The organism is Nocardia sp. NPDC019395 (assembly GCF_040632335.1).
Lineage (GTDB): Bacteria > Actinomycetota > Actinomycetes > Mycobacteriales > Mycobacteriaceae > Nocardia.
The window spans coordinates 74,898-89,312 of sequence record NZ_JBEYBT010000002.1 but is presented as its reverse complement, the minus strand read 5'-3'; the positions used below and the strand labels follow the sequence as shown (position 1 = coordinate 89,312).

Here is a 14,415-nt window from a genome sequence, read left to right as displayed (position 1 = left end):
GTCGCGCCGAATGGACGCGGAGGGGAGGTCAGCGGAAGGTCGCGTTGCGCGGGTGCCCGCGGTGATCGCTACGCCGATCCGACCGGATACGGGGAGGCCCGTAGCCGGCCAGCCCTGCTCTGAACAGTCCGTAGGTGATCCGACGCCGCGCGGACGCTGCCAACTCGTCCCGTAACGCACCGTCGCGCAGCACGGCGCCGGGGCCGAGCAGATCCTCGACAACGGCCAGGGCACCGGCGGTATCGCCGTGGACCAGGCGTTCCCGGACACCGGCCAGGCAGTCCGGATGCCGATGGGCTCGATCGATGGCCTGCAGGCACGGCAGCGGAGTACCGGTCAGGGCGACCAGTAGTTCCTCCCGGCGGATCTCGGCCGGATCGTGATCGAGCGCCGCCAGCACACCGTCGACCAGCTCGATTCGGTGCTGCTCACCCCGGCACTGCACCAGGCGTGCCCGGCCAGCCCGGTCCTCGATCCGGGACGAATCGGCCGGTGGACAATCCGGCACCAGCACCGAGGCGACCAGCGGATGCAACCGGTCCGGAGTTATCGCGCCGGCGCGGATCAGTTCCAGGTCGGGCAACACCCAGGTCGCGGCGTCGGGCAGCACCGGCAGCGCGGATACCCTGCCGCGCGGGTATGCCTCCGCGATCCGCAATACGGGCGGGTTGTCGCCGTCCGAGGCCAGATCCACGACCACCTCCCGCCGTGCCCCGAAACGCACCCGCAGCGGACCGGTCCCCCGTCCCTCGGCACGCAGGAGAATCCCCGCTTCGGCCGCCCATCGGTCGACGGCACAGGATCCGGGCACCAGTTCCAGCAATCCGGGGTCGAAATCGCCTGCAACGCGTTGCTCGGCTCCGGAACGCATCGGAAGCTCGCCGATCCTGCGCGCATCCCACAGGTGACGGTGGAGATCGAGCCGGAAACGCCGGTTCGGGCGGGGATGCGGATGTGGGCCGGTACGGGATCCATCCCATACCGCGAGGACGATCCGCTGGCCGGCATCCACCCGGGCCGGCGCGGTCCGCACGACGAGGTATACGGAACTATTTCTGTCACAGCGCTTTCGGGAATCAGCCGGGTCGTATCGAGCGAGTGCGATGGTCAGGCCCGGCCGTAGCAACCCGTCGGGTGCGATCCTCGGCAGATGCCAGCGCAGAAGGTCGGGGGCCAGATGGCGCAGATCGGCCCGGATCCGGGCCGCGACCTCCCGGCCGTGACTACGTGCCAGCGATCGCAAATCGATATCGACATCGAAACCCGCTGCGGCACATGCCCCCGCCCAATCGCCGATATGACGCCGGGCGGTCGCGGCCTCGATCATGGAGGGCGGCACGGCGTACTCACGCACGCGCTGCCAGAAGGAAAGGCGGGAATCGTCCCTATTCGTGATCGGAGCGCTCATCAGCACTCACCGTGCACGAAGAGGACCCCCAATCTTTGCTCAGAATGAGTCATCACGGACGTGATCGTATAGCCCCTCGCCGATCCCGGCCATCGGCGGTTCGGCGCGACCGGCCGGGAATACCTGGGCGTCGAGGCACCCGACCCCGCCGCAACCTGGGGGTTCAGAGGCCTTGACTGATTGCTGAACAAGAGGACACTGGAGGTACACCGGAACACCGAGGAGTGTGACACCTTCGAAGGAGACGTCCGTAGAACGGTGGACGCATTCGTCAGAGATCCGGCCAGGCCCCCGGCAAGCCAGTCGAGTACCTGAGTCATCAGCGACGACTGAAGATTCACGGACTCGGCGCAGACTACCGGGGACTGTTCTGTGTGTACCTCTCACGATCCGACCCCTGCCGCCGATCGGAGAGCTCGCGGCCCACGGTTTTACGCCGCCGAACGACGGACGGCGTCCGCGCGGCAGTCGCGTGAATTCGCCGGCAGAGTGCTCCACCGATACGAGGAGTGCGACCTATGGAGTGGCTGCTGATCGCCGCCGCAGTGGTCCTGGTCGCGTTCTACCTGGTGTGGCGGTCTCGGAAGAATTCGGAACGCGCCGCGATCGAGTTGGCCGACGGCTTGGCCGACGCCCGGCAGGTCAACGAGCGCCTCGGGGGCCAGGTCTACAGCCTGACCGGCAGCAACGAGGCCGCGCAGCAGGCACTCGCCGACGCCGCGGAGCGGCATACGGCGGCCGGTTCCCAGCTCGACCAGGCCAGAACTCCAGTCCAGGCACGGCTGGCGAAGCACACCGCGGTCGAGGGCCTCTATTACATCCGCGGCGCGCGGACAGCGATGGGGATGGATCCGGGGCCGGCCGTCCCGGAGCTCGACGGTCAGGCCACCGCGGGCAAGGTCAGCGAAGACCGTGTGATCGATTTCGAGGACCGGCGGATCGCCGCCTCCCCCGACCCCTCACCCGCGACACCGAACTACTACCCGGGTGGGCGCGTCGCCGGCCGGCCGGTGCCGGCGGGCTGGTACTCCGAACCCTGGTGGAAACCCGCCATGATCGCCGGTGTCTGGGGCGTGGGCTCGGCTCTCCTGTTCACCTCACTGTTCTCCGGGATGGCCGGCGTCGGCTACGGAGCGCAAGGATTCGAGCAGGGCTACGGCGAGGGATACCAGGACGGCCTCACCGGCGGCGAACAAGGTTACGACGGGTCCGGAGGCGAGGCCGGGGATCAGGGCGGCTGGGGCGGTGACTCCGGCGGCGACTGGGGTGGATTCGACGGCGGCGGTTTCTGAGGAGTGCCGAGCGGCACACTTGAGTATGCCGCAGCGGCATGGTGTCGGATCAGAGGCGAAATCGTGTGCCGGACCCGAACGGAGTACAGCGTGACCATGACCGGACGATCGACCGACCGACGACCGGCCCTGATCGATATCGAGGCGTTCTTCGCCGACCCGCAATTCGCGAACCCGTCGATCTCCCCCGACGGCACCCGCATCGCCTACCTCGCCCCACACCGGGGCCGGCGCAATATCTGGGTCCGCGATATCGATCGGAGCCATGAGGATGCCGTCCCCGTCACCCACGACACCCGTCGCGGAATCACCACCTATTACTGGACCGACGACCCCCGCTGGCTGCTCTACCTCCAGGACACCGACGGCAACGAGGACTGGCACCTGTACCGCGTCGACCTCGACGCCCCGGACGCACCCGCTGTCGACCTCACCCCGCTGGAACCGGGGTCGCGCGTGATCGGTGCGGAACCGCTGCTGTCGCTCCCCGGCAGCGTGCTGGTCACGATGAACCCGCGCCCGACCTTCTTCGACATATTCCGGATCGATGTCGCCACCGGTGAGACGACCCTGCACCGCGAACAGGACGACCCGACAGCTGCCGTCCTGCTCGACCGCCGGGGGGAGCCCGCCTTTCGGACCGCGCTCGCCCCGGACGGCAACCTCGAGATCTCCGCGATCGACGCCGCCACCGGGCGCACCCGGCTGCTGCGCCGCCTCGGCGGAGCCGAACATCCGATGGGTGTCCAGCCCCAGGAGGTCACCGCCGACGGGAAAGGCCTGCTCGTGGGGTCCTTCCAGGACGGCGACGACCTGCGGCTGATCCGGGTCGACCACGAGACAGGCGAGGAGACCGTCGTCGCCGCCGTCGCCGGTCACGACCTCGATATCAGCGGGGCGATGCTGCCCGGTGTGCTCCCGCCCGCGGTCTATCGCCACCGTCGCACGGGCGAGATCCTCGCCGCCCGCTTCGTCGCCGACCGCCCGCATATCGAGGTCCTCGACCCGCGTTTCGCCGAAATCCACACCCAGCTCGAGAAACTCTCCGACGGCGTGCTGGGCACCCTGTCCTGCGACGATTCCGGGCAGCGCTGGATCGCCACTTTCGTCCACGACCGCGACCCCGGTGTCACCTGGCTCTACGACCACACCACCGGTGCGGCCCGGTTGCTGTTCCGCGCCCACCCGGACCGCGACCCGGACACCATGGCCCCCATGGAACCCGTCGATTTCCCCGCCCGCGACGGGCTGCCCCTGCACGCCTTCCTCACTCTGCCCGTCGGCGTCGAGCCGCGGAACCTCCCGCTGGTGCTGGTGGTGCACGGCGGGCCCTGGTTCTACGACTCATGGGGCTACAGCGGCGACGCGCAGTTCCTCGCCAACCGGGGCTACGCGGTGCTGCAGGTGAATTTCCGCGGTTCGCTGGGATATGGGAGGCGCCACGTGACCGCCGCGATCGGCGAATTCGCCCGGGCGATGCACGACGATCTGATCGACGCCGTCGACTGGGCCGTGGACCGGGGCTACGCCGATCCCGGCCGCGTCGGTATCTACGGCGGCTCGTACGGCGGATACGCCGCACTCGTCGGTATCACCGTCACCCCGGACCGCTTCGCCGCCGCCGTCGACTACGTCGGGATCTCCGATCTCGCCAACTTCCTGCGCACCCTGCCGCCGTTCACCCGGGCCTACAACGTCAACAACTGGTACCGCTACGTCGGCGACCCCGAGAACCCTGAGCAGGAGGCCGATATGCTCGCCCGCTCCCCGATCACCATGGCCGACCGGATCCGCACCCCGCTGCTCGTCGCCCAGGGTGCCAACGACGTACGCGTCGTCCAGGCCGAATCCGACAATATCGTCGGCTCCCTGCGCGAGCGCGGTATCCCGGTCGAATACCTGGTTGCCGAGGACGAGGGCCACGGCTTCGAGAACCCGGAGAACCGGTTCATGCTGTACCGCGCGATCGAACAGCATTTCGCCCGGCATCTCGGCGGCGACAGCGCCGGTCCGGCACGGGTGCCGGACCGGCTGTCCGAAGCCGAGTCCCGTCGGCCGTGACGGGAAACCCGCGCACCGATCAGAGCTGGACGCGGGCGTGAATCCGCGGAACTAAGGCAGGGCCGCGCAGTTCACGGGGGCCGGCACGTCGGCGAGACGGTCGGTCACCCACTGCTGCGAGGTCGTCACCGACGGGAAAAAGGCCACATCGTGGGTGCCCAGGACCCCGGACATCGGGGGCAGCGCGGCGTCCGCGTCCAGTTGCACCGGGGCCCCACCGCCGCACCAGCGGGCGGCCAGATCGCGAACAACCGGGTACGGAGCGACTCCGTCGTCGTTCCTGGCCGCGTAGATACGTACCGGCACCGAGGGGGCGGCCCCGCCGAGGCGCTGCTCGTCGAATGCCTTCTTCAGCTCCGGGGAGCGGTCGATCACGGCCGTGATGGGTTGTCCGCTGGTGGTCCACTGGGACGTGTTCTGCGGCTGCACGCCGATCTTGGAGAGACCGCCGCCGCATTTACCTATCGAGTCGTTCATGATCGCCTTACCCGTGTTGTTCAGTTCGGCATCGAGCACCGGACGGGTCTCGGGATAATCGGCGGCGATGCCGTTGAGGATCCAGGCGATGGCCGGGGCGACACCGGGGCGGCCGTCACTCCGCGCGAGATAGTCCTGGGGGCCGATCGGGGGTCCGCCCACGTGGGCGCCGCGCACGTTCAGCTCGGGGGCGTACTCCGGTTGCAGTTCGGCCGCGGCCGCGGAAGCCATCCCGCCCTGGGAGTAGCCGTAGAGTACGACCGGCGATCCGGGATGAAGGCCGGTGCCGGGCAAACGCAACGCCGCGCGTGCGGAGTCCAGCACCGCGTAGCCCTGTGTTTTGCGGTTGAGGAAATTGCGGATGCCGGGTGCGCCGAGGTCGTGATAGTCGGTCATCACCACCGACATACCGCGGGCCAGCAGTTGTTGGATCGCGATGAGGTCGTATTCGAAAACCATATCGGCCGGGGGCTGATACCGGATCACCTGCGACAGCATCGCCGAGGGTGCGCATTCGGCGCCTTGCCCCTGTGTGCCACCCGCATACGCCACCAGCGGACGTTCACCCGGGCCGGTCCACGGCGCGGTCGGCTCGAGATACGTGCCCACGACCGTGGTCGGCGCATCATGGGTATCGCTGCTGGCGTAGGTGATACGGGTGGATCTCGCCGGTACCGTCCCGGGCAGCCCGGGGGCCGATATTGCCAATTGCGACACTTCGGTACGGAGAATCTCGCCCCCCGCTCCTTGCGACCGCTGCGGCTGGGCCGATATGGGTGGCGCGGCGATCGCCCCACTCCCGACGGCGATGAGAGTTCCTGTCAATGCTGCGACCCAGGCGCGTTTTCCGCTCTTCATATCGATCCTTCAATGCGATGTGGTCCATCCAGGGCAGCTACTGAACCGAATGGCGCGGGTGCCACGGAAACGCGGACAACACTCCTGGTCAGCGGATCGTGAGCGGGAACCGCGACGTTCGATTCAATAGATCGAGATCGAATACTGCGAGTATCTCTCGTCGAGCACAGAACAAGGCACATATGCACTTCGTGTCGCCGAGGCCACACCCTATGCCATGAGGCGGGCACAAGTCCGGAGGTCGCGGCTTCGATTCGTCAGGGGGTGACGTACAAAGGTCACGGCCACCGACCTCTGGACGGGACGAGGGTGGAAAATGTCCGCGATGGGAGCATCTTCCGGATCCGGAGGGCAGGAGAGCATGAAGGCAGACCGGGAACGGGCCACGGAACCAGCACATCAGGTGGTGTCCCGGGAACTGCGCGAGGGTATCGCGGCAGGTGACTATCGCGACGGCGGCAAACTGCCGACCGAAGCGGAGCTCGCCCAGCGGTATCGGGTGAGCCGGCAGACGGTGCGCCGCGCCTTCCAGGATCTCGTCGCCGACGGGACGGTCTACCGCGTCCCCGGCCGCGGCACCTTCGTCACGGAATCCGAGGGCCACTACCTGCGACACCACGGCTCGATCGAGGATCTGATGAGCCTGTCCTCCGATACGACCATGGAGGTTCTCACCCCGCTGCACCGCCGCGTGGATATCGATGCGGCCAGCAGACTGCGGCTCGACACCGATATCGTCTACACGGTCGCCTTCCGCCGGATCCACGAGGGTGTTCCGTTCGTACTGACCACCGTGCATCTACCCGAGCAGATCGGCAGGTGTATCGCCGGCCGCGCCGAGGTGGGCCCCGGCGGGGCCAGTTCCCATACCGTGATCGGGTTGCTCGAACCGCTCCTCGACAGCCCGATCGCCGAGGCGGCGCAGTCGATCACGGTATCCGGCGCCGATACCGAAGTCGCGGCCGGACTCGGCTGCGAACAGGGGCATCCCATGCTCCGGGTCGACCGGCTCTACTCGGACACCACCGGCCGGGCCGTCGATCTGTCGGTCAGCTACTTCCTGCCCGAGCACTACACCTATCGGGTGACGCTGCGCCGCAGTAACCGCTGACAGTCGTCTCGCGCAGGGCCCATCGTCGCCCGGGGCGTCGCCGGGCTGTCCCCGTAATCGGTCTCGATCAGCCACGTCATATGTATTCATTCACCTTCTATTTGTACGTACATATGATACAAATAGCCGTATTTATGGTGCCCGATTCGACCCAGGCATAAGCTGCCCGGCGGTCGGCGGCACATGATCGAGATCGTGCGCGAGGCGCGGTCACGGAACAAGGAGAACGCGGTATGAGCCGGCTGTGCAGCACCGACGGACTGACCGAGGAGCAGACCCAGATCCTCGAAACGGTCCGCGCCTACGTGGAGAAGAAAATCCTGCCGGTGGCGACCGAACTGGAGCACGCCGACGAGTACCCGTACGAAATCGTCGACGGACTGAAGGAACTGGGCATCTTCGGGTTGATGATCCCCGAGGAGTACGGCGGACTGGGTGAATCGCTGCTGACCTACGCGTTATGTGTCGAAGAGATCGCGCGCGGCTGGATGAGCGTTTCGGGCGTGATCAACACCCACTTCATCGTGGCCTACATGCTCATGCGGCACGGTACCGAGGAGCAGAAGCGGAAATACCTGCCGAAGATGGCCACCGGCGAGGTGCGCGGATCGTTCTCGATGTCGGAACCGGGCCTGGGCTCGGACGTGGCAGCCATCAAGACCAAGGCCGTCAAGGATGCGGACGGCCGGTACACGATCGACGGCCAGAAGATGTGGCTGACCAACGGCGGCACGTCGAACCTCATCGCGGTGCTGGTCAAAACCGACGAAGGCGCCGACAGCGTCTACAAGAACCTGACCACGTTCTTGATCGAGAAGGAGGCCGGCTTCGGCGAGACCGCCCCGGGCCTGACCATCCCCGGCAAGATCGACAAAATGGGCTACAAGGGCGTGGACACCACCGAGGCCGTCTTCACGGGCCACCGGGTTCCGGCCGACCGGATTCTCGGTGGAACGCCGGGTAAGGGCTTCTACCAGATGATGGACGGTGTCGAGGTCGGCCGCGTCAATGTCGCCGCCCGCGCCTGCGGTATCGCCCTGCGGGCCTTCGAACTGGCGATCGCCTACGCCCAGCAGCGCGAAACCTTCGGTAAGCAGATCGCCGGCCACCAGGCGATCCTGTTCCGCCTCGCGGAGATGGCCACCAAGGTCGAGGCGAGCCACGCGATGATGGTCAAGGCCGCGCGGGCCAAGGACACCGGCGGACGCAACGACGTCGGCGCCGGTATGGCGAAGATGCTCGCGGCGGAGTACTGCAACGAGGTCGTCCAGGACTCCTTCCGCATCCACGGCGGTTACGGCTATTCCAAGGAGTACGAGATCGAACGCCTCTACCGCGAGGCCGCGTTCATGCTGATCGGCGAGGGCACCTCCGATATCCAGAAGATGATCATCGGCCGCGCTCTGCTCGAGGAGTACCGGCTGTAGACCCGGCCGGCCCGTACCGCCGGACGAGCCGCGGCGCGGCTGCCGTCGCCACCGGTCACGGTCGCATTCGTCCCGCACCGAATGGCATCTCATCCCTCGACAGATTGCGGAGTCATACTATATTTTCTATAGATTATGACGTCGGAGATAGCTCAGGAACCCGTCCATCAGGAGAACCCGAGCCCCGGGGTCACCGTCCTGAGACTCGACCGTCCGCAACGCCGCAACGCCCTCGACACGCAGACCCTGGAACTGCTCGGGACCGGCCTCGCCGCCGCCGCCCGCCGCGAGGATGCCGCAGTGGTCATCACCGGGGGCAACGACTTCTTCTCGTCCGGGGGTGATGTGGCATCGATGCCCGGACCCGACGCCGGCGTCCTCGCCCCCGCGGCGCGGTTGACCCTGATCCACGATCTGGTGACGTCCATGGTGCGTGCCGACCAGGTGATCATCGCCGCCGTCGAGCGGTACGCGCTCGGCGCGGCCTGGGGCATCGTCCTCGCCTGCGACCTGGTCGTCGCCGGGGAGGACGCCTATTTCAAGGCGCCCTTCGCCGCCCGGGGACTGACGGCCGACGCCGGTACGGCCTACCACCTCCCGCGCCGGCTGGGACTGCAGCGCGCCGCGGCCCACCTGTTCCTCGGCGAACCCCTCACGGCCCGGGAGGCACGGGCCGCCGGCCTGATCACCGAGACCGCGGCCCCCGGACAAGCGACCGCACGGGCCGTCGAACTCGCCACCACGCTGGCGGCCGGCCCGACCCAATCGAACGCCATCACCAAATCACTACTCGCCCAGGACCGTGCGGACCTGGCCCAGTTCCTGGCCAACGAGCGCACCGCGATGGCCCTGGCGGGCCACGGGCCGAATGCACGCGAAGGCCGCGACGCCTTCCTCGAACGACGGGAGCCCCGCTTCTCATGAACGCCACCCCCCTGGCCCATCTCCAGGTGGTCGAATGCGCCACCTTCGTCGCCGGCCCCTCCTGCGGTATGAGCCTCACCCAGCTGGGTGCCGAGGTCATCCGGGTCGACCTCCCCGGCGGCGGCAGCGACCGGCAGCGCTGGCCGCTCGCCCACACCGGCGCCAGCCTCTACTGGGCGAACCTCAACAAGGGAAAGCGTTCGGTCGCACTGGATTACCGCACGCCGGAGGGTCGCGAGCTGCTGCTGGCGCTGTGCACCGGGCCGGGGCCCGGAGCGGGCATCTTCGTCGACAATATGGTCGGGCGGCATCGGGTGACCCACGACGACCTCACCGCACGTCGCCCCGATGCGATCTCGGTGCACGTACTCGGCTTCCCCGACGGGCGTCCCGCGGTCGACTACACAGTGAACGCCGGAGTCGGGATCCCGGATATGACGGGGACGGGCGGCGCCGCGGAACCGGTCAACCATGTGCTGCCGGCCTGGGATCTACTCGCGGGTGCTTCCGCCGCGCTCGGCGTACTGGCCGCGGTGAGCCGGCGTGAGCAGACGGGTGCGGGGTCGCGGCTGGATATCGCGCTGGCCGATGTGGCCCTGTCGGCGGTGGGATCGATGGGCTGGCTGGCCGAGGCCGAACAGCACGGGGACCGGGCGCCGCACGGCAACCACCTCTTCGGCAGTTTCGGCACGGATTTCGCCACCGCCGACGGCCGCCGCGTCATGGTCGTCGCCCTGACCGAGGGGCAGTGGCGGGCACTCTGCGAGGCCACCGGGACCGCGCCGGTCTTCTCGGCGCTCGAATCGGCGCTCGGCACCGACCTGCGGGAGGAGTCCGCGCGCTACGAGCTGCGGGAGACCATCGCCTCGATCCTGCGGCCCTGGTTCGCGGCGCGTTCTCTCGACGAGCTGACCGACCTGCTGACCCGGGCCCGGGTGCTGTGGGGTCCCTACCGGTCGATGAGTGAGGCCGCCGCGCTGGCCCGCGCGGATCCGGATTCGGTGGCGCGGCCGGTCCACCAGCCCGGTATCGGCGAGATGCTGGCCACCGGGTATCCGCTCCGCTGGGAAGACCACAGCTCGGCTCCCGTGCCCGCCCCGCGTTTCGGCGCCGATACCGACGAGGTGCTGGCGCAGACGCTGGGACTGACCGCCCACGAGATCGGCCGGCTGCACGACCAGCGGGTGGTGGCATCCGACCCGGCGGACGCCGCCGGCCGATGAGGTAGTCGCCGATCGTCGAGCGGGCCCGCCGCTCCTCCCCCACCTCCCACCCGAAAGCATCGACAGGAAGAGTTCTCATGACCGCACTCCTCACCGGCAAAACCGCTGTCGTCACCGGCGGCGCCCAGGGCATCGGCCTGGCCATCGCCAGGCTCTACCTCGAGCACGGCGCCCGGATCGTCATCGGCGACCTCGACGAAGCCGCCGCGCAGGCGGCCGTAACGGAACTCGGCAGCGACCGGGCCCGCGCCGTGCGGTGTGATGTCGTCGATGCCGCGCAAGTGCAGACCCTGGTCGATACGGCCGTGGACGCATTCGGCTCCCTCGACGTCTTCGTCAACAACGCCGGTATCACCCGGGACGCGACCATGCGCACGATGACCGAGGACGATTTCGACCTCGTCGTGCAGGTCCATCTGAAGGGCACCTGGAACGGCACCCGGCTGGCGGCGGCCCGGATGCGGGAGCAGAAGTCGGGAGCGATCGTGAACATCTCGTCGCTGTCCGGGAAGGTCGGCATGGTCGGCCAGACCAACTATTCGGCCGCCAAGGCCGGGATCGTCGGGCTCACCAAGGCGGCGGCCAAGGAGATGGCCCACCACGGGGTGCGCGTCAACGCGATCCAGCCCGGCCTGATCCGGTCCGCGATGACCGAGGCGATGCCGCAGAAGGCTTGGGACGGGAAGATGGCGGAGATCCCGATGCAGCGGCCGGGTGAGCCGGACGAGGTCGCCGGTGTCGCGCTGTTCTACGCCTCGGCGCTGTCCTCCTATATGACCGGCACCGTGGCCGAGGTGACCGGCGGGCGATTCATGTGAGCACGTTGCGGGAAAGCGTCGTCGAACGGGTCGTCGACCCGGTCGCGGTGGCGGGCCTGGCCGGTTTGCTCGGAGCCACGGACCTGGATCTGCGGGCCGGCGCCCCGCTGCCACCCCTGTGGCACTGGGCCGCGCTCGCCCGCTGGCCCGACCCCCGCACGCTGGGGCCGGACGGGCATCCTCGCCGGGGAACCGGCATCATGCCGGAGGTCGCCCTGCCACGGCGGATGTTCGGTGGCGGCAGCCTCACCTTCCATGCGCCGATACCGGTGGGCGACGAGGTCACCGTCACCTCACGCGCGTCGGAGCCACGGGAACGGGTGGGCCGCACCGGACCGCTGATCCTGGTCGATCTGACCGTGGCGGTGCACGACCGGACCGGAACCCTGCTCCTGGAGGATGTCCAGAACCTCGTCTATACGAGCGCGCGCACCGAGTCGGTGCGGGTCGAGCCCGCCCCCGCGCCACTGGCCGAGGAGCTGATCGGCTCGGCGCGCGACGGTGCGGAGGGCGAGACGCGGTCGGATCTGCGCACCGACCCGGTGCGCCTGGCACGGTTCAGCGCGCTCACCGCCAACTCCCACCGGATCCATACCGACTGGCCCTATGCGACCGGCGTCGAAGGCTACCCGGGCCTGGTCGTCCACGGCCCGCTCATGGCGATCGCGCTGACCGAGGCGGCCCGCCGGGCCGGCGCATCCCCGCCCCGGACACTCCGGCATCGCGGTCTGGCCCCGCTGTTCTGCGGGGAGCCGGCGGAGCTGGTGGCGCGGGCGGGCGAGTCCACGGTGCTCGAGGTCGTATCCCACGGCACCGAAGCCGACGAGCCGCGCGTCCACGCCCGCGTCGAGTTCGACCCCGCGCCGCGCGGCGGCACCCGGCAACACCGAACAGACTGAGCAACGATCCGGCCGAGCGGCAACCGAGGAGAGTCATGATGCGATACCTCCCCTTCGCTACGGCCTCCCCGAACCACATGAGAACTGCACCGAGGGAGAATCATGAACGAGGCTGTCATCTGCGAACCCCTGCGCACACCGATCGGCGGATACGGCGGCGTCTTCCGGCCGTTGACAGCGGTGGACCTCGGGGTCACGGTGCTGCGTGAGTTGCTCGCACGCGGGCTGCCCGCCGACGCCGTCGACGATGTGATCCTGGGGAATTGCAACCCGAACAGCGAGGCACCGGCGATCGGCCGGGTGGTCTCCCTCACCGCCGGCCTCCCGGTGGAGGTACCGGGCCAGCAGATCGACCGCCGGTGCGGTTCCGGCCTGCAAGCGATTCTCAACGCGGCGATGGCGGTGCAGACGGGAGCGGCCCGGGTAGTGGTCGCGGGCGGTACCGAGAGTATGAGCAATGTGCCGTTCTACACCACCGACGCCCGCTGGGGCGCGGCCCGCACCGGTATGACGATGCACGACGGGCTGGCCCGGGCCCGCACCACGGCCGGCGGGCCTGGCTACCCGGTGCCCGGCGGGATGATCGAGACGGCGGAGAACGTCCGCCGCGACCACGGCATCACCCGCGAGGCACAGGACACGCTGGCACTGGAATCGCACCGCCGTGCCGTGGCCGCTCAGGCGTCCGGGGCGTTCGCGGAGGAGATCGTGCCCGTGACGGTGCCCGCGCGGCGCGGTGAGACGGTCGTCGATACCGATGAGCACCCGCGCGCGGACACCAGCCTCGAATCGCTGGCGGCCCTCCGGCCCATCATGGGACGAACCCTCGACGACGCGACCGTCACCGCCGGTAATGCCAGCGGGCAGAACGATGCCGCGGCGATGTGCGTGGTCACCACACCGGAGCGGGCGGCCGAACTGGGTCTGCGGCCGTTGGTCCGGCTCGTGTCCTGGGCCGTGGCGGGTGTCCCCCCGCGGACCATGGGCATGGGTCCGGTGCCGGCCACTGCCGCCGCGCTGGAACGGGCCGGGCTCACGCTCGCCGATATGGATCTGATCGAGCTCAACGAAGCCTTCGCGGCCCAGGCCCTCGCGGTACTGCAGGAATGGAAGCTGAGCGGCAGCGACCTCGAACGCGTGAACGCGCACGGCTCCGGTATCTCCCTCGGCCATCCGGTGGGCGCCACCGGCGCCCGGCTGGTCGGCACCCTGGCACGTCAGCTCACCCGGATCGACGGACGGTACGGCCTGGCCACCCTGTGCATCGGCGGCGGGCAGGGACTGGCGGCGGTGGTCGAGCGGGTCGGGAGTTGAGCGCTGCCGGCCCCGCCGTCGCGCGGACCCGGGTGGAGCTGGAGGCGCTCGTGGGCGTCGAGCTCGGCCCGGGGCCGTGGCTGACCGTCGACCAGGAGCGCATCGACCTCTTCGCCCGCGCAACGGGTGATCACCAGTGGATCCACGTCGACACCGAGTGTGCCGCCCGGGGCCCGTACGGCCGGACGATCGCGCACGGCTATCTGACGCTCTCCCTCATCTCCGGCCTCGCCCCGGACCTGTACGAATTCCGGCTCGGGACGGCACGTCTCAATTACGGCCTGGACAAAGTGTGCTTTCCCGCGCCCGTCCCGGTCGGCAGCCGGGTGCGGTTGCGCTGCACCATCGCCGAGGTGATCCCCCGGAAGGACGCCCTCCTGGTGCCCATCGATTTCACCGTGGACCTGGCCGGAAGCGAGCGACCGGCCTGCGTGGCCCGCAAGATGTCGCTGGTCCTGCTCACGTGACCCCCGGGACGTCCGGCCACGACAAACGCCGAACCGCTCCACGACCCGGAACGAGACACGGTCGCCGTAACCTCCCTCATCGAGGTTGCGGCGACCGTGTGCGGCGGCGGGTCGGCTTTCGTCCTGCCGGGCGCCG

The 14,415-nt window shown here is 68.9% G+C and carries 12 protein-coding genes; 10 read left to right on the top strand and 2 right to left on the bottom strand.

Annotated elements, in window-relative coordinates; translation table 11 throughout:
• Window positions 1-28 precede the first annotated feature (28 nt).
• Window positions 29-1,408, bottom strand: coding sequence for a hypothetical protein (locus ABZ827_RS09035; protein ID WP_357234814.1), 1,380 nt, complete (start codon window positions 1,406-1,408; stop codon window positions 29-31).
• A 518-nt stretch (window positions 1,409-1,926) separates the two neighbouring features.
• On the opposite strand from ABZ827_RS09035, the gene ABZ827_RS09030 reads away from it, so the two are divergent.
• Together ABZ827_RS09030 and ABZ827_RS09025 are read left to right on the top strand one after the other, a co-directional pair.
• Complete coding sequence (locus ABZ827_RS09030; RefSeq protein ID WP_357234810.1) at window positions 1,927-2,700, top strand: DUF1542 domain-containing protein; 774 nt, start codon at window positions 1,927-1,929, stop codon at window positions 2,698-2,700.
• A 96-nt stretch (window positions 2,701-2,796) separates the two neighbouring features.
• A complete protein-coding gene (locus tag ABZ827_RS09025) occupies window positions 2,797-4,761 on the top strand; it encodes an alpha/beta fold hydrolase (protein WP_357234807.1) in 1,965 nt (654 codons plus the stop codon).
• A 51-nt stretch (window positions 4,762-4,812) separates the two neighbouring features.
• Here the strand turns inward: ABZ827_RS09025 and ABZ827_RS09020 are convergent, their stop codons facing one another.
• Window positions 4,813-6,096 (bottom strand): lipase family protein, encoded by a 1,284-nt coding sequence (locus ABZ827_RS09020; RefSeq protein ID WP_357234805.1) that lies wholly within the window; start codon window positions 6,094-6,096, stop codon window positions 4,813-4,815.
• A 325-nt stretch (window positions 6,097-6,421) separates the two neighbouring features.
• Here ABZ827_RS09020 and ABZ827_RS09015 point away from each other — a divergent pair, with 325 nt between their 5' ends.
• From ABZ827_RS09015 to ABZ827_RS08980, 8 genes are all read left to right on the top strand, one after another.
• Window positions 6,422-7,207: a GntR family transcriptional regulator gene (locus ABZ827_RS09015; RefSeq protein WP_357234802.1), complete on the top strand. Its 786-nt coding sequence runs from the start codon at window positions 6,422-6,424 to the stop codon at window positions 7,205-7,207.
• Window positions 7,208-7,440: 233 nt separating this feature from the next.
• Window positions 7,441-8,634 carry an acyl-CoA dehydrogenase family protein gene (locus ABZ827_RS09010; protein ID WP_357234801.1) on the top strand — a complete coding sequence of 398 codons (1,194 nt, stop codon included), beginning with the start codon at window positions 7,441-7,443 and terminating at the stop codon, window positions 8,632-8,634.
• 135 nt (window positions 8,635-8,769) lie between these two features.
• Window positions 8,770-9,558, top strand: a complete 789-nt coding sequence (locus ABZ827_RS09005) for an enoyl-CoA hydratase/isomerase family protein (protein ID WP_357234798.1) — start codon at window positions 8,770-8,772, stop codon at window positions 9,556-9,558.
• Window positions 9,555-10,781 carry a CoA transferase gene (locus ABZ827_RS09000; RefSeq protein ID WP_357234795.1) on the top strand — a complete coding sequence of 409 codons (1,227 nt, stop codon included), beginning with the start codon at window positions 9,555-9,557 and terminating at the stop codon, window positions 10,779-10,781. Before ABZ827_RS09005 ends, ABZ827_RS09000 begins: the two co-directional genes overlap by 4 nt.
• Window positions 10,782-10,858: 77 nt before the next feature.
• Window positions 10,859-11,599 (top strand): 3-oxoacyl-ACP reductase FabG, encoded by a 741-nt coding sequence (gene fabG / locus ABZ827_RS08995; protein ID WP_357234792.1) that lies wholly within the window; start codon window positions 10,859-10,861, stop codon window positions 11,597-11,599.
• Window positions 11,596-12,498 carry a MaoC family dehydratase N-terminal domain-containing protein gene (locus tag ABZ827_RS08990; RefSeq protein ID WP_357234789.1) on the top strand — a complete coding sequence of 301 codons (903 nt, stop codon included), beginning with the start codon at window positions 11,596-11,598 and terminating at the stop codon, window positions 12,496-12,498. The genes fabG and ABZ827_RS08990 overlap by 4 nt, the downstream gene beginning before the upstream one ends.
• A 102-nt stretch (window positions 12,499-12,600) precedes the next feature.
• A complete protein-coding gene (locus ABZ827_RS08985) occupies window positions 12,601-13,812 on the top strand; it encodes an acetyl-CoA C-acetyltransferase (protein ID WP_357234786.1) in 1,212 nt (403 codons plus the stop codon).
• A complete protein-coding gene (locus ABZ827_RS08980) occupies window positions 13,809-14,279 on the top strand; it encodes a MaoC family dehydratase (RefSeq protein WP_357234783.1) in 471 nt (156 codons plus the stop codon). Before ABZ827_RS08985 ends, ABZ827_RS08980 begins: the two co-directional genes overlap by 4 nt.
• Window positions 14,280-14,415 lie beyond the last annotated feature (136 nt).